Consider the following 20,901-nt stretch of genomic DNA (forward strand, 5'->3'; position numbering starts at 1 on the left):
TCATCAAAGTGAGTGGCGGCGCGGGCACTGTGCCAAGGGGCAAAGGAACGATGCACGCATGACCGCGCCTGAATCCTCCTCGCGCGAGCCGGCCATCGGGCTGGGCAGCGCGGCGCGCGATCTTTACCGCGCGCTGTGGCGTCACGCCAGTGGTGTACGGACACATTTGCTAGGCGCCGCCGGATTGCTGTCGGCCGCACAACTGCTGCGTCTCACCATGCCGTGGCTGGCTGCGCAGGCCATCAATGCGCTTCAGCAAGCCGACATGGCCAGCGCGGGCCGCTGGATCGTCTACCTCGTCGGCATCTATTTGTTGTCATGGATGCTCCACGGCCCGGGCCGGATTCTGGAGCGAAATGTCGGCGTACGTGTGCGTGTCCGGCTGGCCGACGAACTCTATGCACGCATTGCCGCCGCGCCGCTGGCGTGGCGCGACGGTCGACATTCCGGCGAGTTGCAGCATCGTGTGGTGCAAGCCAGCCGCGCGTTGTCGGACTTCGCACAGAATCAGTTCGGCTATCTGCAAAGCGCGTTCAATTTCGTCGGGCCGCTGGTGGCGCTGGCACTGCTTTCGCGCACGAGCGGTGTGATCGCCGTGACGGGATATGTCGTCATCGCGCTCATCATCTTGCGCTTTGATCGCGTGCTGATGCAGCTCGCGCGAGCCGAGAACGATGCGGAGCGCCGCTACGCGGCCGCGTTGCTCGATTTCGTCGGCAACGCCGGCACCGTCATTGGCCTGCGGCTTCAGGCGGCGTCGCGCAAGGTGCTCGGGCGTCGAATGGACGCGGTGATGGTGCCGCTGCGTCGTACCGTGACGGTCAACGAAGGTAAATGGTTCGCCGTCGACATTCTCGGCATGGGACTGACGTGGATTCTGGTCGTCGTCTACGTGTTGCAGTCGCGTGCGCCAGGGCAGGCCGTGCTGCTCGGCACGGTGTTCATGATCTATCAGTACGCGCAACAGGCGGCGACGGTGGTGGGTGCCATGGCCTCCAATTTTCAGAGCTTCGCTCGCATGCATACGGATTACGGCAGTGCCGAGCCGATCTGGTCGGCGCCCGGCGACCCCGACGCCGTCGTGCCCGCGATCGAGCCCGAGGCGCCGTGGCAGACGCTCGCGTTGCGTGGCGTCACCTGGCATTACGCCGACGATGCCCGCGGGGGGCTGCATGGTGTCGATCTCGTACTCAAACGGGGGGCGCGAGTGGCGCTCGTCGGGCCGAGTGGGGGCGGAAAGAGCACATTGCTGCGCACGCTTGCCGGTCTCTACTTGCCGCAGCAAGGCGAGTTGTTGCGCGACGGCGCCCCGGCGGATTGGGCCGATCTGCGCACGCTGGCGACATTGATCCCGCAAGAGGCGGAAGTGTTCGAGGCGAGCGTGGAGGAAAACCTGACGTTCGGCGAGCCGGCCGACGCGCAATCGCTGCACGCGGCCGTGCACGCCGGCGTGTTCGACGACGTACTCGAGCACTTGCCTGACGGATTGGCGAGCGCACTCAATGAGCGTGGGGGCAACCTCTCGGGTGGTCAGCGTCAGCGACTGGCATTGGCGCGCGGAGCGCTGGCGTCGCAGGGCAGTTCGCTATTGCTTCTCGACGAGCCAACCAGCGCGCTCGATCCGCTGGCCGAGGCAAGGGTGTTCGACCGCATGTATGCGGCATTCCCGACAGCGTGCATTGTCGCCTCGGTCCACCGTCCGAGTCTGCTCGAACGGTTCGATACGCTTGTCGTGATGGAGGGCGGTCGGGTGGTGGATGCCGGTCCGCGCGAGGAGGTGCTGGCACGACGGACTTAGCCGGCGTCGCCCTGATATCCGGCGACCAGCGCATCGAGCAGATGGCGCACCGCTGGCACCATGCCACGCCGCGTCGGAAAGATGGCGTGCACGACGCCTGGCGTCGTGGACAGCGCAGGCAGCAGCCGGACCAGGCGTCCGGTGCGAATGTCGTCTTGGACGAATTCGCCGGGCAGTAACGCCACACCAACCCCCATCATTGCCGCGGTGCGCAGGCTGGCGAGATCATCCGTCGCCAGCCTGGGTTTGTGTGCCATCGACATCGCCTGTCCATCATTCCCCACCAGATGCCACGCATACCGTTCGGACTTGTCGGCCATCGCGAGCGTTGGCCAGTCGCTAAGCGTGTGAAGTGAAGTGGGCACGCCATGTCGGGCAACCAACGCCGGACTGGCCACCAGAATCAGCGCAGACAATCCGAGCTGACGAACCGCGAGGTCCGTGTCGTCCAGCGGCGCAAGCCTGACGCGAATCGCGAAATCCAATCCTTCCTCGACGACGTCCACGCGACGATTGGTCGCGTCGATCAGTACTTGCACCTGCGGGTGTGCCTGCGTGAATCTGGCGACCATCTCGGCAACCCCTGAGCTTAGCAATCCCAGCGGGCAACTGATGCGCACGGTGCCTTGTGGTTGACTCCGAGTCCGGTCGACAAGCTCACGGGCCGCTCGAGATTCCGCGACAAGCGCCAGGCAGTGCTGATGGAACTGCCGCCCGGTTTCCGTGAGCGACAGACGCCGACTGGTGCGGTTCAGCAGTCGCACACCCAGTTCCTCCTCCAACGCCCGAACGCGCCGGCTCAGCTTCGATGTCTGAAGCCCCAGACTGCGCGCCGCCGCCGTGAAGCTGCCGCGTTCCACCACTTCGGCGAAGAGCCGGAGGTCATTGAGATCGGAGATGGCATCCATGAGATTTGGGGCAAAGGAGACATTCGTATCGTTCTACAGGAAGCAATGATGCTTTGCAATTGTGGAGATATGCAGGCAATCGTTGCTTGAATAGCATGTGTCCACTGCCTAAGGCCTGCACTGAACCTCGTGAAAGCCCCACAGGCGAACCAAGGAGTCAGACATGTTGACGCACCGGCGTTGGGCATCGCTAGACGCAGCCGATCACGGCTGGTTGCGGGCGAAGTATCACTTTCGGGTCACGCCGTCGGGGCATCCGTCCCACGACGCGCTCGGCCCGTTGATCGTTTGGAACGACGACGAGATCGCCGTGGACAGCGGTTTCCCGCTCCATGGGCATCGCGATGTCGAAATCGTCACCTATGTGCGTGAGGGTGTGCTCGGACACCGCGACACACTGGGCTCGGAAGGCTTGATTCGGGCAGGCGACGTTCAGGTCATGAGTGCCGGCACGGGCATCCGCCATGCTGAATTCAACAAGGGCGACGTGCCGTTGAAGCTCTATCAGATCTGGTTGCAACCACGACAGACCGGTGGCCAGCCGCACTGGGCGACGAAACCGTTTCCGCGTGACGTGGGGATGGGGCGTTTCAAGGTGCTTGCCAGCGGCTACGCGCACGACCAGGGTGCGCTTCCCGTGCGCGCCGATGCTCGCGTGCTGGGCGCAACGGTAGGCGGTGGCGAGCGCCTTCAGCACATGCTCGCCCCCTGCGAAAGCGCCTATCTCGTGGTCGCCTCAGGCCGCATCGCCGTGAATGGCGAGCCGATGGGACCACGGGACGGTGTTGCGATCACGGACGTCTCGAGCATTCAGATCCTTGCTTTGGAAACGGCTGAGCTGGTCATGGTGGAAGCCGGCTGAGCCGCAGCTCTCATATTCCCCATCTTTTTTGCATGTTTTGGAGATTGTTATGGAACGCTACAAATTTCTTCCCTTGCTCGGTCGCATTCTGCTCGGCGCGCCGTTTCTCATGAGCGGATTGGGCAAGCTCGGTGCGCCTGCCGCAACCGTTGGCTATATCACGGCAATGGGGCTCCCGGCGCCTTCGCTCGCCTACCTCGTCGCGGTGATCGTGGAAGTGGGCGGTGGGCTGCTGCTGTTGTCCGGTTTTCGGGCGCGTCCGGTGTCGTTGGTGCTGGCGATCTTCTCGGTGGCGACGGCGCTCGTCTTCCACCACAACTTCGCCGATCAGAATCAGATGATCCACTTTCTCAAGAACGTGATGATGGCTGGCGGACTGCTGCAGATCACCTACTTCGGCGCGGGCGCGTTCAGCCTGGATGCCCGACGCAAGACGTCGACTTCGCGCCAGGCGGTGACGGCCAGATGACAGCCGTGAGGGGCAAACGGATCGGACAGGCGCGTTAGTTGCACCGATCCGGCGGAGGCGGTGCGCTTCGCGGCGTGTCGCTCCCCGTCGCCCTGACAAGCCATAGCAGACGTGAACCGGCGAGCCCTGTTCGTCATGCATCAAAACGATGTTGTTCCCTCATCGAATTCGGCTATGCTGGCGTTTGCACGCGCCTGACGACCGGTAGTAGAGCGGTCTGGATGCGGATGTCCGCCGAAGGGGGAGGGTCATATCGCCTGCCCCTGCGGCCGCATGAGAACACAATACTCAGTCACGCTTCCATGGCTATCACGGCAGTCTTCATCAGCATCGCGGTTCTATCGTGTGTCATGAGCGTGGCCGTTCTGGGCTCGTTATTTCAGGCGAAAGTCCCCGGGGTGCGGCTTTGGTGCGTGGCAAGCGGACTGCTGGCGGTGATCTCCGCGCTGTTGCTGACAGGAACGTCGAACATCGTCGTGGTGACGGCCAGCAGCCTGCTGGTGATCGCCTCGCTCCTCGGCCTGCACGGCTTTCGGCAGTTCCTCAATCGACGCACCTCGTTCGCCTGGGAGTATGGGGCGATCGGCGTCATTCTCTTCATGCTGGTCTACTGGACGTTCGTGTCGCCGCACGTCGATGCCCGTAGCGCCATGATCTCGGGGTTCATTGCCTACGTCCGGTTCCATATCGGCTGGTCGGTATTGAAGTATCGGCCGCCGGGCCGCCCCAAGTACGCCTACTACTTCGTGTCGATTGCGGCCACGCTTGGCGCCATGGTCCATGCGGTGCGCGCCATGGCCTACGCATTCGGCTTTGCCCATGAGACCGTGTTTCTGGAACCGACGCCGTTGAACGTCATGTTCCTCGGCATGGCAACCCTGACCTTGCCGTGCCTGACGGTCGGCATGGTGCTGCTCGCGCATGACCGGCTGACGGATCGGATGGAGCGTCTGGCGACGTTCGATGACCTGACGGGGGTGCTCGCCCGCCGGGCCTTCATCGCTCGCGCCGAAGCCGTGACGCAGGCGAGCGCGGCGCGAAAATCCGTATTTTCGATCGCCATTCTGGATATCGATAATTTCAAGCGCATCAACGACCGATACGGGCATGCCGCCGGGGACCTGGCGCTGGCCCACGTGGCGTCGCTGATCTCGCATGCCGTTCGCGGCGACGACATCGTCGGGCGCATCGGTGGCGAAGAGTTTGCGTTATTGCTGCCGTTGGCCACGAAGGAAGAGGCCGGATGCCTCGTCGACCGGTTGCGTGCCATCGTTGCCGCATCGGGGTCGTGTGTCCCGGGCAGAGACGTCGTGGCCACACTCAGCGCGGGTGTCGATGCCTACTGCGAGGGCGACACGCTTGCGTCAGTGATGGCGCGCGCCGACGCTGCCCTCTATGCTGCCAAGGCGAACGGCCGGAATTGCGTCGTGGTCGCGCCGGCAATGGACCCCCGATCGTGGCGACCGCTCCCGAACGGGCCCGGCGAGCTGTCGCCCGGCCACGTCGCTCCCCTGTAATGCAAGACATTCCGAGGCGCTGTACGCTTTGGCGACGCCAATGCCCATCGCAGCAGCGTCGCTATGACGTGACTCCACGACTGACTTGATTGAGGATTGAGGACGATATGCGCCGAGACGAGCTGTTTCAACAAGTGGCCGAACGCTTCGCGTTTCCCCTGAATGACGAGATCAAAATCGGCGGGAAGTACACACCGGTACTGCTCGACGGCGATCAGGCATACGTGGCAGGCCAGATTCCGAGAATGGGCGATACCGTGCACTTCGTCGGCGACGCCGGCGGTAGCCTCTCGCTGGAAGAGGCTCGACGCGCGGCAGGGGTGTCGGCGCTGCGCGCACTGACGTTGATACAACGGGCCTGCGGTAGCCTCGACGCCATTGTGTCGGTGCCGCGCATCAGCGTGTTCGTGAGAAGTGCCCCGGCGTTCACCCTGCAAAGCGAGGTCGCCGACGGCGCCTCCGATGTGCTTTTCGAAATACTTGGCGAGGCTGGCGTGCACACGCGCACGTCGGTCGGTGTGCTTCAATTGCCGAAGGGCGCTGTTGTCGAAGTCGACTTCATCTTCAGAGTGCGGACGGCGAACACGTAACGCATTTGCCGGCTCGCGCGCGATTCCGCGATTCGGCGATGCGGCAATGCTCTGTCAGGCCGGTGTCTGATGCGCCAATTGGGCCGCGGCCAACTGTCCCAGACGCCGGACGCCACTTTCAATGCGCTCGTTCCACACCGAGGCGGCGCTCAGACGCAGGCAGTTCCTGAAATGCCGGTTGGCCGAGAAAACGTCGCCGGGAGCGAAGCAGATGCCGTCTTCCAGCGCTTGGTCGAAAAGCGCGCGCGAGTCGAATGGACGGGGCAGCTCCAGCCAGAGGACAAAGCCGCCTGCCGGCCGGCTGACCTTCGTGGCGGGCGGAAAACTATCCTCAATGACCCGCGTCATCCGAACGAGATTGTCCTGAAACGCGTGCCGGACCCGGCGCAGGTGCGTGTCGTACAATCCGCTCGCCAGAAATTCGGCCAATGCCACCTGAGGCAGCACCGGGCTACACAGGCTGAAGGCAAGTTTGCGTTCCAGCACGCGTTGACTGTAACGTCCTGCGGCGATCCAGCCCACGCGATACCCCGGAGCAAGGCATTTCGAGAACGAACTGCAATAAAGCGTGTTCTCCCCGCCATCGAGAGCAATGAACGGCTTGGGTCGCTCGCGCCCGAAATGGATATCACCGTAGACATCGTCTTCAATCAACGGCACGCCGCGCTGTGTCAGCAAGCCGAGCAGTGCGAGCTTGTTCGCCTCCGGCATCGCGTAGCCTAACGGGTTGCTGAAGCCGGAGGACAGGACGCACGCCGCCACGGATTGCGCATCCAATAGCCGCGACAGCATATCGATGTCGATGCCGCTCACGGGATCGGTCGGCAACTCGATGACCTTGAGCCCGAGCATTTCGAGCGTGTGCAGTAGCCCGAAATACGTCGGCGACTCCACGGCAATCGTGTCGCCCCGGTCGGCAACGGCGGTGAGCGCAAGCAACAGCGCTTCAGTGCACCCGCTGGTGATCAGCACGTCGTCGGGCGACATGACGTGACCCACGCGCATCGATCGCCGGGCAATCTCCTGCCGCAACCCCGGTTCTCCTTGCGGTGGGCAATAGATGTTGTGACGATCGCCGTGCAGCCGGGCGGCGCGGGCCAGTGCAAGGTCCAATCGTTTGGATTGCAGGATCGAGGCATCCGGCACAGTGCAGCCGAGCGGCACCAGCGCCTGGTTCGATGCATGCTCAAGGAGGCCGGCAACGGCGCCACTGATCGACACGGTGGACGCCTTGGCCTTCAGGCGAGGCACGGAGGGCAGCGCGAGCCGGTGACGACGCGCCGACGCGACATAAAAGCCCGATTGCGGGCGCGACACCAAACGCCCACGATCTTCCAGCAACCGGTAGGCCCGAAGCGCCGTAAAGACACTGATGCCATGCTGCTCGCTGAACGCTCGAACCGAGGGCAGACGCTTGCCGGGCGGCAATGCGCCGTTATCGATCATGTTGACGATGAGGTCCGCCAATTGCAGGTAACGGTACGGTGAAGGCATAGCGATGGCAGCGCACGAGACGAAAGACGGGGCCATTATTGACGCGCGTGAAAGGGTTCGCAAGCACAAATTGTGTTGGTTTATTTGGCCGGAATTGTGACTGTTATCGTTGTCGAGCAAGGACTACGATGCAGGGGATCTGCACAGGAGCCACGTGAAATGACCGTATCGACCGTCTCAACGACTGCACAAGAACCGGAGCAGACGAACCGCTTTCCGGCTGAATGGCGGGGGCGCTTTCCCTACAACGACATCATCTCCCTGCTGGACGTGAATCGGCCGTTCAATCTTGCCGAAAGCACATCGCAAGACCTGACGTTCGGCGAGATTCTGGACCTCGCCAATATCGAGAACCTGCGTGAGTTGAAACTTGGGTACGGCAAATCGGCCGGCTCGCTGGCGCTGCGCGAAGCCATTGGGCAGGCTTGCAACGTCCCGGCGGAGCACGTCGTCACGACCCAGGGTGCCGCGCTCGCCTTGTTTCTGCTGGCATTCGAAACCTGCCGCCCGGGGGATGAAGCCGTGCTGATCACCCCATGTTTTCCGTCGAGCCGGGGCTGCCTTGTCGGTGCAGGCGTCACGGTGCGCGAGGTAACGCTCGCGTTCGAAACGGGGTATCGCCTCGATATGGCGCAAGTCGAAGCCGTTCTGTCACCGAAGACGAAGCTGGTCAGTCTTGCGTCGCCGCAAAATCCGAGTGGCGTACAAACGTCGCGCGGGGAAATCGAGGCGCTGCTTTCCCTCATGGAAAAGCGTTGTCCTCAAGCCGTGCTGTTCATTGACGAGACGTATCGGGAAGCGACCTATGGGGATCAGCCTACGATGGATAGCGTGGCGTCTCTCCACCCTCGCATCGTGACCGGCGCTTCAGTGTCGAAAGCATTAGGCGCTCCCGGGTTGCGCACGGGGTGGCTCACCGTCGCCGACCCGGACCTGCGGGCGCGTATCGTCGTGGCGAAGATGAATACCATCATCTCCGGGTCTGTCCTCGACGAAACCCTCGCGACGGCGCTGTTGCAGCACCGGCAGAAGGTTCTGGCGCCGCGCCGTCGTTTGCTCGCCAGCGCGTTGGACGAACTTGGCGCATGGTGCTCGTGCGAATCGGCGCGTATCGAATGGATACGCCCCGACGCCGGGGCCTTGTGTTGCGTCAAGCTTTGCGCCGACGTGTTTGACGACGCTGCTGTCTCGCGATTCTGGACGCTGCTGCCAGACCACGAGGTGCAGTTGGCTTGCGGCGACTGGTTCGGCGAGAGCCGTCGCGTGTTCCGTCTCGGCTTCGGCTATCTTCCGCCGGAGCGACTCGGCCCGGCGCTGTCGGCGTTGTCGTCGGTCATGACCGCGTGTCTGCGCCCGTGAGCTTTCGGCTTCCCTTTGAAGGACATCCATCGTTATGAAAGTCAGAGTCGCCTATATCGAAGAACCGCCGTTCTATTGGACCGGTCCCCACCAAACCGCCACCGGTGCCGATATCGAATTGGCCGACGTGACGCTTCGCGCGATCGGTGCGTCGGTCATCGAGTTTGTGCCGACGACATTCGATGAGCTGCTGCCGGGGGTGCAAGAAGGGCGGTGGGACATGAACGTGCCTTTGTTTGTCTCGGCGGAACGCGCGCAATCCGTTGCTTTCAGTGTGCCGGTCTGGGCGCTGGGGGATGGTTTCGTCGTTCGGCAAGGTAACCCGAAGGCGCTTTCTCGCTACGAAGATGTGGCCTCCCGAAGCGACGCGCTGCTCGGCCTGGTGGCGGGAACCGTGCAACGCGACACTGCAATGCGCGCAGGCGTGCCTGAGGGCCGGATCGTGGCGTTCAAGCGTCAATCCGAGGCTGTGGCGGCGCTTATCGCAGGAGAGATCGATGCCTATACGGCCACGGCAGTCGGCAACCGGGAGATCGTCGGCACGCATCGGGCACTCGAAGCCGTTGCGCACGACGTGTCTGGTGACGGCAACACCCCGGTCGGGGCATTCTCCTTCCGGCAAGACAATGAGGCACTTCTGCGTGCGGTGAACCACCAGCTGCGTCAATACCTTGGCTCGGCCGATCACCGGGCGCGCATGGCGAAGTACGGCATCACGACGACGGAGATCGATGGCGCCCTGCAACGCGGCGCTTAAGCCGCTTTCGCAATATCGAGCCCGAGTCCCGTATGGACGTGCCCCAACTGGAAGGTCTCGTCCTCCAGCACGCGAAGGGCGAACGGGATATTGGTCTTCACGCCTACGACCTCGGTCGCGTTAAGCGCTTCGATCATGCGACGGATCGCGGCCGGCCGGTCTGCGGCATGCACGATGATCTTGGCCAGCAGCGGATCGTAGTAGGGCGTGACCGTGTTGCCCTGCGCATATCCCGTTTCGACGCGGATGCCATCCCCTTGCGGCAACCGGAAGACATCGAGCGTGCCGGGTGACGGGAAGAAGCGCACGGGGTCTTCGGCATACAGCCGGACTTCAATGGCGTGTCCCTGAACTCGCGGACGGTCAGGGATCACGCTCTCAAGCCGTGCGCCGGCGGCCAGCCGAATTTGCGACACCACGAGATCGATTCCCGTAATGGCCTCGGTCACTGCATGTTCGACTTGCAGGCGCGTATTCATCTCCAGGAAGTTGCACGCACCGTCGCTACCGAACAACGTTTCGGCCGTGCCGATGACGTCGTATCCGATGTGCTGCAACAGACCGGCAATGCGCTCGGCAGTGGCTTCCAGATCGCGGCGCGGCAGCAGCGGTGCGGGGGACTCCTCGATCACCTTCTGATGACGGCGTTGCACCGAGCAATCTCTCTCGAACAGATGGCAGGCGTTGCCGAACTTGTCCGCAAGTATCTGAAACTCGATATGACGCGGTCGCTCGATCAGTTTTTCCAGATACAGATCGGCGTTCCCGAAGCTCTTCTGCGAGACCGAGCGCGCTTGGGCAATGGCGGCAAGCAACGACACTTCGTCTCGCGCCGGCAGCATGCCGATGCCGCCGCCACCCGCCGCAGGCTTGATCAATACCGGGTAACCGATCGCGCTCGCGGCGGCGCGGATGGTATCGGGCACGTCGTCGAGCAGTCCCGAGCTGGGCGACATGGGCATGCCGTGCCGGGCCATCAATTCGCGTGCGCGTGTCTTGTGTCCCATCGCTTCGATCCAGCGCGGCGAGGGGCCGATAAAGATCGCACCCGCTTCGACGACGCGGGTGGCAAAAGCGGGGTTCTCCGAAAGAAAACCATAGCCCGGATGGACGGCGTCGGCACCGCTGAGCTTGAGTATCTCCAGCAGCCGCGCCTGATTCAGATAGCTCGAAGTCGCGGGGGGCGGCCCGAGCGCATACACCTCATCGGCGGCAGCGAGATAGGGCATCGTGCTGTCGGCGTCGGAGTGCACGGCCACGGATCGGATCCCCATCTGACGCAGCGCCCGAATGATGCGCGCGGCAACCGCGCCCCGATTGGCCACCAGAACCTTTTGAATCATGTCTCCTCCTTAGGCTTATTGCGTCGGCGCTGCGTGATCGAGCATGCCGTCCCAAACGCGCGGGACTGCGTCGAGCGCTTGCCCGAGGACCTCGGTTTCTTGTCGGAGGGCGCGCAAGGCGTCCTCGAGATGCGCGCCGGTCATGCGCGACGCAATCGATGCAATGCTGATCGACGCACACGGCGTGCCGTCTCGTCGCGGTAGCGTCATGCCGATGGCGCTCACGTCGGCAATCACCGTCTGCAAATTGGTCGCGTAGCCGTCGAGGCGCGTGCGCTTGACCATCTCGCGCAACCGCTCGGGCGAAATCTCGCGATAGCGCGAAAAGTGGGCGGCGTTGGCCGCAATCGCGGCATCGACCGCGTTGTCGGGCAACGCGGCAAGCAGAGCCATGGCGCCGGCACCGGCGCCCAGCGCACGGCGGGCCCCCATCGTCAAACTGTGGGTGCGAATCGGGTAGCTGCCCTGAAGATGGTCGAAGCAAACGGCCTCATGACCGCTTCTGACCATCAGGAATACCGAGTCGCCCGTCGCGTCGGCCAATCGGCGCAGCGTCGGTTGACACCGCTCCCTCAAGTCGAACGAGGGTGATGCGCTCAGGCCAAGCACATAGGCGGTATGGCCCAGCGTGTAACGACGGGCTTGCGGCTCGAGTTGCAGCATGCCGCTGAAGACAAGGCCTTTGACAATGCGGTGCGCCGTAATGCGCTCGAGCGCCAGCCCTTCGGCGATCTCGTGAAGACGAAGTCCCGCAGGGCCGCGCATGGCGATCAGACGTAGCACGGCAATGGCGCGTTGAATGCTCTGGGTGCCTTCGTTCGCGCGGCGCGTCAGCGTCTTGCCATGTGACTCGTCGCCGCTGAGGCTGTCGGCATCGATGGCGAGGGAGGAGGGCAGGGTCATGAACGGGTTTCGAAAGTTGTCGGTCAATCCGGGGCAAATGTCGTGACTGCGAAGTATGAAGCAGGCGGCTATCGTCCGCGAAATACCGGCGAGCGTTTCTCGGCAAATGCCTGACGACCCTCCTTGCGATCTTCCGTGTCTCGTAACAGCCCCCATGCATGGCGCTCGTAAGTGAGTGCCGAGGCGAGCGGCATATCGAGACCGTCGCGCACCGCACGCTTTATGGCGCGCACGGCCAGCGGTGCGCTGTCGGCGATGCGTCGCGCCAGGGCCACGGCGGTGTCATGCAGGGCATCGGGGGGCACGACATGGCTTACCAGTCCGATGCGCAGCGCGGTGTGGGCATCGATAGGCTCGCCGGTGAGCAGCATCCACATCGCATTTGCACCGCCGACGAGCCGTGGCAGACGTTGCGTGCCCCCCGAGCCGGGCATCGATCCCACCTTCACTTCGGGCAGCGCAAATCGCGCGGTATCGGCAGCAATGCGGATATCGCAGGCCAGACCGATCTCCAGACCGCCGCCATAGGCCAGACCGTTGAACGCACAGATGAGCGGTGTGTCGATGTCCAGTCCCAACGTCAACGATCCGGCTTCGGCATGCTCGCTTGCCACATCGCTCGCGCCGAACGCCTGTGCGGCGAACGGTTGGGTGGGCGGGGGCGTGCGCTTGAGGTCGGCACCGCTGCTGAATGCGCGCTCGCCTGTGCCTGTCACGATCACAACGCGAATCTCCGGTTCCCGGGCGATGTGCTGCCACAACCGCTGTAGTTCCGCCCGCATCGGATAGTCGATGGCATTGAGCGTCTCAGGCCGGTTCAGCCGTACCGTTGCGATGCCTTCGTTCAAGGAAAAATCGATGCTCATGGCGGCTCAGGGGTCGATTCGGTGCTTGAAACCCGGCACCCGGGCATCCGCCGTCGCGCGCAGCGTTCGTCGGATCACATCGCGTGTTTCGGCGGGGTCGATGACGTCGTCGATCCAGCCTTGCGCAGCGGCTTCGTAGGCACTCGACTGTTCGTCGAGCTTTGCCATGATCTCGGCTTTGCGCGCGCCAGGGTCCGGCGCGCCGGCGATCTCGCGGCCGTACACCAGTTCGACGCCCGCCTCGGGACCCATTACATCGAAATGAGCCCCCGGCCAGGCGGCGAGATAGTCCGGGCGCATGGTGCGTCCGCACATCGCGAGATACGCGAGACCGATGGCTTTGCGCGCCACGATCGTGACCTTGGGTACCGAGGCGGCACAAACGGTATTGAGCAGACGTGCGGCGAGCGACACCATGCGATGCTTTTCGATATCGGGGCCGACGAGAAAGCCCGGCGCATCGCAGATGAAGACGAGCGGCACGTGAAAGGCATCGCAGAGGTCGACGAATTTTCGCGCCTTCTGCGCGGTCTTTTCGTCCATCACGCCGCCGCGCGCCATGGGGTTCGACGCCAGAAAACCGACGGGCTGTCCATCGATACGCCCGAGCGCCGTGATCAGGTTCGGACCATATTTCGGTCGATAGTGGAAAACGTCGCCTGCGTCGACGAGCAGACTCAATACCCGTTTCATGTCGTAGGCCTGACGACCGATATCGGGGATCATTGCGCGCAGTTTCTCGCGGCCTTCCTCGGTATCCACCGCGGCCGGTTGGGGGGCGCGCACCGGCGGGAGTTCGCCGCAGTGGCTGGGCAGGAACGACAGGAAGGTGCGCAGGCTTTGCAGCGTGTCGGCTTCGGTATCGCCAACGTAATCGGCCTGTCCAGTGACGGTTTCGCTCACCTCGGCGCCACCGATGGCGTCGCTCGTCACCAACTCGCCGGTGCCGACTTTCACGACCAGAGGCCCCGACATTCCCATGACCCCAGTCCCACGGGCGAGCGCCGTGAAATCCGATTGCGCCGCAGTGAACGAGGGGCCACCGAAGGCCGGTCCCAGAATGGCGGCGAGTTGCGGTATCTGGCCAGACATCCGGAAATGATCGCCGAAGCGTGCGCCCATGTTCGCCGCCATCGCACCGAAGCTTTCCTGCACGCGCGCCGCACCGGCTTCCATCAGCGCGATGAACGGCTTGCGATGTTTCAGCGCCGCTTCACGCACACGCGCGATCTTGATTTCACCCACTCGGCCGCGAGTGCCGCCCAACACCGTGGCATCGTCCGCCGCCACGTAGACGATTCGGCCATCGATCGTTCCGTAACCCGTGACGATGCCATCGGCTGGCGTGCGTTCGCGTAGCGAGGCATGGGCGCTGTGCGCGTGAATCCCCATCTCGACGAAGCTGCCGTCGTCCAGCAACAACGCCAGTCGTTCCCGCGCGGTCAGCTTGCCTTGCGCTCTCAATTTCTCGATGGCGGCGCCGGACGCCGCGGAACGGACCGCCGAGCGACGTGCGTGGAGTTCGTCAATTTTGCGTTTATCCATTTGAGCTTATCGGCGGGGCAGGGTAAGTGCGGCTATCCAGATATCCATATATTGAAATAAATAACGATTATATGGTGCGGTGCGCGATCGAAATCTTGTCGTCGGTATGATCGCTTATTGACATCGGCATCCTAGTTTCCTAGCTTTTATAGCGGATATTTCGACAATATGCCAGAGAGTTTCTTGTAAATTGCAGTGGGGTTTTCGATGTCTTTTTGATTCCGATATTTGTACATATGAGATGAGGACGAAATGAATCGAACGACGGGATGGCGCGTTCTGACGCGTGTGGCTTCGGGGCTGCGGGCCGGGTTGACCGCAACGGCGATAACGGCGGGCGCCTTGGTGGCGATGGGGGCGCCACTGAATTCGGTCGCTGCCGACAAGACCGGGCCGGCCGTCGACAAGAGCACGCTCGTGGTCGCGCTCGACAAGGAAATCCAAAGCCTCGACGCGTTGGTGACGGCGAGCGGCGATTCGCAGCGCTACGCGATGCAAATCTTCGATACGCTGTACGGGTTCGACTCGAAGGGCAATATCGTGCCGCGCATGGCCAGTAGTTACACGATGTCGTCCGACGGCCTGCTCTACACCTTCAAACTTCGCCCGCACATCAAGTTCCACAACGGCGACCCATTCACGTCGGCCGACGTGAAATACTCGATCGAGCGCATCATCGATCCGGCGACGAAGAGCACTCGCCGGCCGTTCTTTGCGCCGGTAATCGATGCGATCGAAACCCCGGATCCGCTGACCGTGCGTGTGAAGCTCAAGCAACCGGACGGCGTATTTCTCAACAAGATTGCGGGCTTCCTTTTCATCGTGCCCCAGAAATACGCGTCGTCGCTGCCCAATGTCGAAGCGTTCGCCGCAGCGCCTATCGGGACCGGCCCTTACCGGGTCAAAACGAACAAGGTGGGGCAATACCTTGAGCTTGAGCGCTTCGACGATTTCTACGGCGAGAAGCCGGGCATCAAGACGCTCGTGTTCAAGTACATTCCCGAGCCGTCCAGCCGTGTGAATGCCATCGTCTCCGGCGAAGTCGACATTGCCGCAATGATCCCGCTGGCCGAGGTGGCACGTCTTCGTCAGGACGCGGCGCTCGACGTCATCACGAACCCGGTGTCGTCGCCCATGCACGTGCGCCTGTACTCCAACGTGCCGGACTCGCCGCTCGCCAAGCGCGACGTGCGTCTCGCGCTGAACTATGCGATCGACGCGAACGCCATCATCAAGGGTGTCTTTCACGGCGTTGGTGCGCCGATGGGGACTTTCATTTCCAAATACTTCCCCTATGGCGGCGATCCGAGCATCGCGCCATATCCCTACGACCCGGCCAAGGCTCGCGCGCTGCTCAAGCAGGCCGGCTATCCCAACGGCTTCTCGATCAAGCTCTATGACGCAGTCGGCACCCCCAAAGAGTTTGCCGAGGCGCTGGCGGCGTACTGGGCCCAGGTGGGCGTGAAGGTCGACATCAACCGCATCGACTATGCCGCATGGAGTCGCTTGAACAACACGCACAAGACCGGGCCAATGACAACGACGCAGTTCACCAATGCGATCTACGACCCGATCCATCCGGTGGCGGGCTCGTTCTCGAAGGACGGCGCATGGTCCGACTACGCCAACCCCGAAGTCGAAGCGTTGCTCAAGCAGCTCGAGACCACTACGGGCGCCGAGGCACGCGGTGCGTTGTTCCGCAAGATTGGCAAGATCCTTCATGACGATGCCTCCGCGGTGCTGGTGACGGAGTTGTTCAACGTCTTCGCCAAGAAGAAGACGCTTACGTGGGAAGTGCAGCAGGGCTCGGGCTTCCTCAATTTCCGCAAGGTGGCCTGGCAATAAGGTGTTGCCGATACTGCGTGACGGCATTTCCCGTGCGCAGTATCGGCATGCAGATCGACGTTCGGTTCGGGCCTCAGGCGTCGATGCTTACCGCATCGTCGCCTTCACCAATCGGATCGCCCACCTTGAAATGCACTTTCGTGACACGTCCGGCGCGCGGGGCGATGACGGGGATCTCCATCTTCATCGACTCGACCAGCAACAGGGCCTGGTCCTCGGTGACGGCGTCGCCTTCGGCGACAAGCACCTGACAGACGGTGCCGGTAATTTCTGAGCGGACAGCTTGGTGCGACATGTGCGTTTCCTCCGGGTGGTAATCCATCGTGCAATCAGTGTTGTGCGGTGCGCAGACAACAAGGAGTCGTCGGCAAATGGGTGCTTCTATCAGTGCTTCGGGAAATCGTGCGGGACTGGGTGTCAATGAGCAATGGCAGGCGGAGTACGACATCGTCGTTGTAGGGTACGGGGCGGCTGGCGCTGTGGCCGCCATCGAAAGCGCCGATGCCGGGGCGCGCGTTCTGCTCATCGAAAAGATGCCGGACCCGGGTGGCATTTCGATTCTGTCGGCAGGCGGCGTGCGCGTCTCCGACGATGCCGAGGCGGCGTTTCAGTACCTCCATCACACCTGCGGAGGGCGCACGCCCGACGATGTTCTGCGGGTGCTGGCGAGCGGCATGACCGAGGTGCCCGACTACCTGCGCGAGTTGGCGCAAGTCAATGGCGCGTCGGTGCGCGTCGACCCCGCGGTGGGCAACTACCCCTTTCCTGGTTGCGATGCGCTCGGTTACGCGGACATCGAATCGATTCCGGGTTTCGGCGATCCGTCGGGATACCTTGCGGCGCGCCCGTTCCGTCCCGGCTGCTTGCTTTTCAAGCTGCTGGTCGACAATGTCGACGCGCGGCGCGGCAGTATTGATGTGTGGCTGTCGTGCGCAGTGGAACGGTTGGTGCAGGGCGAGGATCGCGAGATTCTGGGTGTGCGGCTGCGGCGCGACGGCCATCAGGCGGCGGTGCGCGCCCGTCGGGCGGTCATTCTTGCCTGCGGCGGCTTCGAGGCCGACGAGGAGATGAAGCGACAGTTTCTCGTCTCTACGCCAGCCCTCCCGGGCAGTTTTCGGGGCAACACGGGCGACGGCATCCGCATGGCGCAAGCGGCCGGGGCCGCGCTTTGGCATATGTGGCATTGCCACGGCCCCTACGGCATTCGTCACCCCGATCCCGTCTATCCGTTTGGCATCTACGCCAAGCTGCTCCCGATGTGGACGCCCGAGCGCGAAACAAAGCCACTGCCCAAGATGGCCTGGATCGTGGTCGATCAGCGCGGCCGGCGTTACGTCAACGAATACCCGCCGTACATTTCCGACACGGGGGTGCGCCAGTTCGATCACTACGACCCCGTCACCTACCGGCACGACCGCTTGCCATCCTTCCTGATCTTCGACGAAGCGGGGCGCCGCCTGTACCCGATGGGCCGGGCTATCACGAACGATCGAGACGCCTGGTACGAGTGGAGCGACGACAACCTGAAAGAGGTCGAGAACGGTTTGCTGGTGCGCGCCGACACGCTTGAGGGCCTTGCGCAAAAGCTCGGCATCGACGCAGGTGGACTGGTGCGCACGATCGACGCATGGAATGCGGGCTGCGACGCAGGGCGCGATGACGCCTTTGGTCGCCGCCCCGAAACGATGGTGCCGCTGCGCGAGGGGCCGTTCTATGCCGCATCGTTGTGGCCGGTCGTCATCAATACACAGGGCGGGCCGGTTCATGATGCAGGGCAGCGTGTGCTCGACCCCTTTGGTGCGCCGATCCCGCGACTGTATGCCGCAGGCGAACTGGGCAGTGTCTTCGGTCACATTTACATGGCGGGCGGCAACCTCGCCGAGTGCATCGTCGGCGGGCGTGTTGCGGGTCGAAACGCCGCAGAGGAAGCCGCGAATTTCCGTCATGTTGAATTCTAAAATCAATAAAACGTTCAAATGGTGGAATTAATATTGCGCCATATCGTGTGTAAAACGCAAGCCTGGGCGAGATGATTTGCTAAGTAGAAATCCATATAAAGACTGGCTAAGGCTTGCGTTATAAAGATAACTCAAGGCGAATCGAACGAGATGAGAGTTATCCCTGATGAGATTTCAGACAATATATTTGTTTCAAATATTGACCATCTTCGAATGCGTGACTAGACTGGATCGCAACACGACGACTGCGGACACAGATCACGCAGCGCCACAACCAGGAGACGCAAGCGCATGAGCAATCGCTTCCAGGGCAAGGTGGTTTTAGTCACCGGCGGTGCGCGTGGCATTGGCTACGCAACAGCCGAACGTTTCGCGAAGGAGGGCGCAAGCGTAGCGATCTGCGATATCTCTGCAGAAGCTGCGCAGACCGCCGCCGAAACGTTGCAGCGCGAGACGAATGGCAAGGCCGTCGGTTTCGGCTGCGATGTCACCAACGAGGCGCAGGTCGACGAACGCTTCGCACAGGTGATCGCGCAACTGGGTGGCCTCGACGTTCTCGTGAACAACGCCGGCATCACACGCGACAATCTGCTGTTCAAGATGTCGGTCGATGACTGGGACCTCGTCATGAACGTGCATCTGCGCGGCACCTTCCTGTGCACGCGCGCCGCGCAGCGCCATATGGTCGAGCAGCGCAGCGGCAAGATCGTCAATCTCTCCTCGACGTCGGCACTGGGCAATCGCGGGCAGGCGAACTATTCGTCGGCCAAGGCGGGCTTGCAGGCATTCACGCGCACAGCGGCCATCGAACTCGGCCCGTTCAACATCAACGTCAATGCGGTGGCGCCAGGGTTCATCGATACCGAAATGACCCGCCAGACCGCCGAGCGACGCGGCATCGATCCCGAGGAATACAAGCGTCAGCGCGCCAGGAACATTCCGTTAGGACGTGTTGGCGTGCCCGGCGACGTCGCGAATGTGGTGGCTTTTCTCTGTAGCGAGGATGCCGCTTTCGTGTCGGGACAAATCATCTATGTGAAGGGTGGGCCGGAGACGTTGCGCTGAGATTGCGCACACGTCTGTCGTCACCATCAACGCTCATACGGAGAATTCAATGCGTATCAAGGCATTGCCGCGCCAACTGGCGTGGCTGGGCTCGGGGCTCGCGCTGTGCGCCGCGCTGCTGTCGTCGCACGCGGCACTCGCCATCGGGGGAAAGCCCGCCGTCAATCGTGACACCGTGGTTTTCGCGGTCGGCAAGGACATCAACAATCTCGACGGACAGGTCGCCGCGACCGGCGATTCGCAACGTTACGGTTGGCAGCTCTTCGACACGCTTTATGCGTTCGACATCGATGGCAATCTGAAGCCGAGCGTCGCCACCGGTGTAAAGATTGCGCCGGATGGCTTGCAGTACACCTTCACATTGCGAAAAGACGTCACGTTTCATAACGGCACGAAACTCACGGCAAAAGATGTGAAGTATTCGCTCGAGCGCATCGTGGCACCCGAGACCAAGAGCACGCGACGCCCGTATTTTGCCAATCTCGTCGAGCGTGTCGATGCGCTGAACGACACCACTGTGGTGTTTCACCTGAAGCGTCAGGACGGCGCGTTCCTGAACAAGATCGCCGGTTACTTGCTGCTGGTGCCGAAGGCCTACACCGAAGCGCTGCCGTCGCCGGAAGCCTTCGCGCGCGCGCCGGTTGGCTCGGGACCTTACAAGTTCGTCGAGCAGAAGATCGGCCAGTCGGTCACGTTCGAGCGGTTCGACGGCTACTGGGGAGCGAAGCCGGGTATCAAACATCTGGTTTTCAAAGTCATTCCCGAGGCGAGCAGCCGAATCAACGCCTTGCTCAATGGCGAGGTCGACGTGATCGACTATGTACCGAGCGTGGATGTCGCCCGGCTCAAAGCCAACGCCGGTCTGAAGGTGAAATCGGTGCCTGTGGGCAGTCCGCTGGCCGTGCGTCTGTACTCGAACGTGCCGGGCACACCGCTGGCGAAACGCGAAGTCCGGCTGGCGCTCAATTACGCGCTGGATACGAAGGCCATCATCAATCAGGCGTTGCATGGTGTCGGAGCGCAGATGTCGTCGTATGTATCGTCGAGCTACCCATACGGGGTGGATCGCACGCTCAAGCCGTATCCGTATGACCCGGCGCAGGCGAAGAAGCTGCTCGCACAAGGCGGATATCCGAACGGATTCACGACCGACTTGCTTTGCCCGACCGACAACCCCAAAGAGCTTTGCGAAGTGATCGCCGCGTATTGGAGCGCCATCGGCGTCAAGACCAATGTGAAGGTCATCGACTACGCCGCCTGGAGCCGCCTGAACAACACGCACAAGGGTGGGCCGATGACGATGATGCAATTCTCGAATGCCATCTACGACCCGGTGCATCCGATCAGCGGCGCGGCGACCAAGGACGGGACCTGGTCCGACTACTACAACCCGGAAGTCGAAGCACTCGTGGCGCAGGGCGATGCGGCCACGTCGCGCGAGCAGCGTGACGAGATCTTCAAGAAGATTGCGCGTCTGCTGCACGACGACGGGCATGCCGTGCTGATTACGGAGCTGTACTACACCTTCGCACAAGACGTGAAGCTGAACTGGGAGCCGCAGCATGGCAGTGGGTACTACAACTTGCGCAACCTGGGCTGGCAGTAAGCCTGCCTGCCAGCGG

General features: G+C 62.5%; 18 protein-coding genes. 11 read left to right on the forward strand and 7 right to left on the reverse strand.

What is annotated here, in order from left to right:
- The first annotated feature begins 58 nt into the window (after nt 1-58).
- Nucleotides 59-1,798 carry an ABC transporter ATP-binding protein gene (locus tag PI93_RS15290; RefSeq protein ID WP_080758990.1) on the forward strand — a complete coding sequence of 580 codons (1,740 nt, stop codon included), beginning with the start codon at nt 59-61 and terminating at the stop codon, nt 1,796-1,798.
- Here PI93_RS15290 and PI93_RS15295 read toward each other — a convergent pair.
- The gene (locus tag PI93_RS15295; protein ID WP_039365696.1) at nt 1,795-2,706 is read right to left on the reverse strand and encodes a LysR substrate-binding domain-containing protein; all 912 of its coding nucleotides are present in this window, start codon (nt 2,704-2,706) and stop codon (nt 1,795-1,797) included. The genes PI93_RS15290 and PI93_RS15295 overlap by 4 nt on opposite strands.
- Nucleotides 2,707-2,869: 163 nt before the next feature.
- On the opposite strand from PI93_RS15295, the gene PI93_RS15300 reads away from it, so the two are divergent.
- The 4 genes from PI93_RS15300 to PI93_RS15315 all read left to right on the forward strand — a co-directional run bounded on the left by PI93_RS15300 (nt 2,870) and on the right by PI93_RS15315 (nt 6,144).
- The gene (locus PI93_RS15300) at nt 2,870-3,568 is read left to right on the forward strand and encodes a pirin family protein (protein WP_039365694.1); all 699 of its coding nucleotides are present in this window, start codon (nt 2,870-2,872) and stop codon (nt 3,566-3,568) included.
- 49 nt (nt 3,569-3,617) lie between these two features.
- A complete protein-coding gene (locus tag PI93_RS15305; RefSeq protein WP_039365692.1) occupies nt 3,618-4,037 on the forward strand; it encodes a DoxX family protein in 420 nt (139 codons plus the stop codon).
- A gap of 350 nt (nt 4,038-4,387) precedes the next feature.
- Complete coding sequence (locus tag PI93_RS15310; protein ID WP_236109265.1) at nt 4,388-5,554, forward strand: GGDEF domain-containing protein; 1,167 nt, start codon at nt 4,388-4,390, stop codon at nt 5,552-5,554.
- Nucleotides 5,555-5,661: 107 nt separating this feature from the next.
- A complete protein-coding gene (locus PI93_RS15315; RefSeq protein WP_039365690.1) occupies nt 5,662-6,144 on the forward strand; it encodes a RidA family protein in 483 nt (160 codons plus the stop codon).
- A 54-nt stretch (nt 6,145-6,198) separates the two neighbouring features.
- On the opposite strand, the gene PI93_RS15320 is transcribed toward PI93_RS15315, so the two are convergent.
- Entirely contained in the window at nt 6,199-7,638 is a 1,440-nt protein-coding gene (locus PI93_RS15320; protein WP_039366088.1) for an aminotransferase-like domain-containing protein, read from the reverse strand.
- Between the two features lie 159 nt (nt 7,639-7,797).
- Between PI93_RS15320 and PI93_RS15325 the strand changes: the two genes are divergently transcribed.
- Both PI93_RS15325 and PI93_RS15330 read left to right on the forward strand, forming a co-directional pair.
- Nucleotides 7,798-8,997 (forward strand): pyridoxal phosphate-dependent aminotransferase, encoded by a 1,200-nt coding sequence (locus PI93_RS15325; protein WP_052240359.1) that lies wholly within the window; start codon nt 7,798-7,800, stop codon nt 8,995-8,997.
- A 34-nt stretch (nt 8,998-9,031) separates the two neighbouring features.
- Nucleotides 9,032-9,754, forward strand: a complete 723-nt coding sequence (locus PI93_RS15330; protein WP_039365688.1) for a transporter substrate-binding domain-containing protein — start codon at nt 9,032-9,034, stop codon at nt 9,752-9,754.
- Here PI93_RS15330 and PI93_RS15335 read toward each other — a convergent pair.
- The 4 genes from PI93_RS15335 to PI93_RS15350 form a co-directional block, all read right to left on the reverse strand.
- Nucleotides 9,751-11,097, reverse strand: coding sequence for an acetyl-CoA carboxylase biotin carboxylase subunit (locus tag PI93_RS15335; protein ID WP_039365686.1), 1,347 nt, complete (start codon nt 11,095-11,097; stop codon nt 9,751-9,753). The two genes, PI93_RS15330 and PI93_RS15335, sit on opposite strands and share 4 nt — an antisense overlap.
- A gap of 15 nt (nt 11,098-11,112) precedes the next feature.
- On the reverse strand, nt 11,113-12,000 hold the full coding sequence (locus PI93_RS15340) for an IclR family transcriptional regulator (RefSeq protein WP_052240358.1): 888 nt from the start codon (nt 11,998-12,000) through the stop codon (nt 11,113-11,115).
- Between the two features lie 68 nt (nt 12,001-12,068).
- Nucleotides 12,069-12,866: an enoyl-CoA hydratase/isomerase family protein gene (locus tag PI93_RS15345; protein ID WP_039365684.1), complete on the reverse strand. Its 798-nt coding sequence runs from the start codon at nt 12,864-12,866 to the stop codon at nt 12,069-12,071.
- Nucleotides 12,867-12,872: 6 nt separating this feature from the next.
- Nucleotides 12,873-14,411, reverse strand: a complete 1,539-nt coding sequence (locus tag PI93_RS15350) for an acyl-CoA carboxylase subunit beta (protein ID WP_052240357.1) — start codon at nt 14,409-14,411, stop codon at nt 12,873-12,875.
- Nucleotides 14,412-14,663: 252 nt separating this feature from the next.
- Here PI93_RS15350 and PI93_RS15355 point away from each other — a divergent pair, with 252 nt between their 5' ends.
- A complete protein-coding gene (locus tag PI93_RS15355; RefSeq protein WP_080758988.1) occupies nt 14,664-16,256 on the forward strand; it encodes an ABC transporter substrate-binding protein in 1,593 nt (530 codons plus the stop codon).
- A gap of 73 nt (nt 16,257-16,329) precedes the next feature.
- Here the strand turns inward: PI93_RS15355 and PI93_RS15360 are convergent, their stop codons facing one another.
- The gene (locus tag PI93_RS15360; protein WP_039365683.1) at nt 16,330-16,551 is read right to left on the reverse strand and encodes a biotin/lipoyl-binding carrier protein; all 222 of its coding nucleotides are present in this window, start codon (nt 16,549-16,551) and stop codon (nt 16,330-16,332) included.
- Between the two features lie 76 nt (nt 16,552-16,627).
- Between PI93_RS15360 and PI93_RS15365 the strand changes: the two genes are divergently transcribed.
- The 3 genes from PI93_RS15365 (at nt 16,628) to PI93_RS15375 (ending at nt 20,885) form a co-directional block, all read left to right on the forward strand.
- On the forward strand, nt 16,628-18,214 hold the full coding sequence (locus PI93_RS15365; protein WP_080758987.1) for an FAD-dependent oxidoreductase: 1,587 nt from the start codon (nt 16,628-16,630) through the stop codon (nt 18,212-18,214).
- 291 nt (nt 18,215-18,505) lie between these two features.
- Entirely contained in the window at nt 18,506-19,279 is a 774-nt protein-coding gene (locus tag PI93_RS15370; protein ID WP_039365680.1) for an SDR family NAD(P)-dependent oxidoreductase, read from the forward strand.
- 49 nt (nt 19,280-19,328) lie between these two features.
- Nucleotides 19,329-20,885, forward strand: coding sequence for an ABC transporter substrate-binding protein (locus PI93_RS15375; protein WP_039365678.1), 1,557 nt, complete (start codon nt 19,329-19,331; stop codon nt 20,883-20,885).
- Nucleotides 20,886-20,901 lie beyond the last annotated feature (16 nt).

It is taken from the genome of Pandoraea fibrosis (genome assembly GCF_000807775.2).
In the GTDB taxonomy this organism is placed as follows: Bacteria; Pseudomonadota; Gammaproteobacteria; order Burkholderiales; family Burkholderiaceae; genus Pandoraea; species Pandoraea fibrosis.

Excerpts from the sequence above, each read along its gene's own strand:
- PI93_RS15290 (WP_080758990.1), top strand. The coding sequence starts at position 59 with ATGACCGCGCCTGAATCCTCCTCGCGCGAGCCGGCCATCGGGCTGGGC.
- PI93_RS15295 (WP_039365696.1), bottom strand. The coding sequence starts at position 2,706 with ATGGATGCCATCTCCGATCTCAATGACCTCCGGCTCTTCGCCGAAGTG.
- PI93_RS15300 (WP_039365694.1), top strand. The coding sequence starts at position 2,870 with ATGTTGACGCACCGGCGTTGGGCATCGCTAGACGCAGCCGATCACGGC.
- PI93_RS15305 (WP_039365692.1), top strand. The coding sequence starts at position 3,618 with ATGGAACGCTACAAATTTCTTCCCTTGCTCGGTCGCATTCTGCTCGGC.
- PI93_RS15310 (WP_236109265.1), top strand. The coding sequence starts at position 4,388 with ATGAGCGTGGCCGTTCTGGGCTCGTTATTTCAGGCGAAAGTCCCCGGG.
- PI93_RS15315 (WP_039365690.1), top strand. The coding sequence starts at position 5,662 with ATGCGCCGAGACGAGCTGTTTCAACAAGTGGCCGAACGCTTCGCGTTT.
- PI93_RS15320 (WP_039366088.1), bottom strand. The coding sequence starts at position 7,638 with ATGCCTTCACCGTACCGTTACCTGCAATTGGCGGACCTCATCGTCAAC.
- PI93_RS15325 (WP_052240359.1), top strand. The coding sequence starts at position 7,798 with ATGACCGTATCGACCGTCTCAACGACTGCACAAGAACCGGAGCAGACG.
- PI93_RS15330 (WP_039365688.1), top strand. The coding sequence starts at position 9,032 with ATGAAAGTCAGAGTCGCCTATATCGAAGAACCGCCGTTCTATTGGACC.
- PI93_RS15335 (WP_039365686.1), bottom strand. The coding sequence starts at position 11,097 with ATGATTCAAAAGGTTCTGGTGGCCAATCGGGGCGCGGTTGCCGCGCGC.
- PI93_RS15340 (WP_052240358.1), bottom strand. The coding sequence starts at position 12,000 with ATGACCCTGCCCTCCTCCCTCGCCATCGATGCCGACAGCCTCAGCGGC.
- PI93_RS15345 (WP_039365684.1), bottom strand. The coding sequence starts at position 12,866 with ATGAGCATCGATTTTTCCTTGAACGAAGGCATCGCAACGGTACGGCTG.
- PI93_RS15350 (WP_052240357.1), bottom strand. The coding sequence starts at position 14,411 with ATGGATAAACGCAAAATTGACGAACTCCACGCACGTCGCTCGGCGGTC.
- PI93_RS15355 (WP_080758988.1), top strand. The coding sequence starts at position 14,664 with ATGAATCGAACGACGGGATGGCGCGTTCTGACGCGTGTGGCTTCGGGG.
- PI93_RS15360 (WP_039365683.1), bottom strand. The coding sequence starts at position 16,551 with ATGTCGCACCAAGCTGTCCGCTCAGAAATTACCGGCACCGTCTGTCAG.
- PI93_RS15365 (WP_080758987.1), top strand. The coding sequence starts at position 16,628 with ATGGGTGCTTCTATCAGTGCTTCGGGAAATCGTGCGGGACTGGGTGTC.
- PI93_RS15370 (WP_039365680.1), top strand. The coding sequence starts at position 18,506 with ATGAGCAATCGCTTCCAGGGCAAGGTGGTTTTAGTCACCGGCGGTGCG.
- PI93_RS15375 (WP_039365678.1), top strand. The coding sequence starts at position 19,329 with ATGCGTATCAAGGCATTGCCGCGCCAACTGGCGTGGCTGGGCTCGGGG.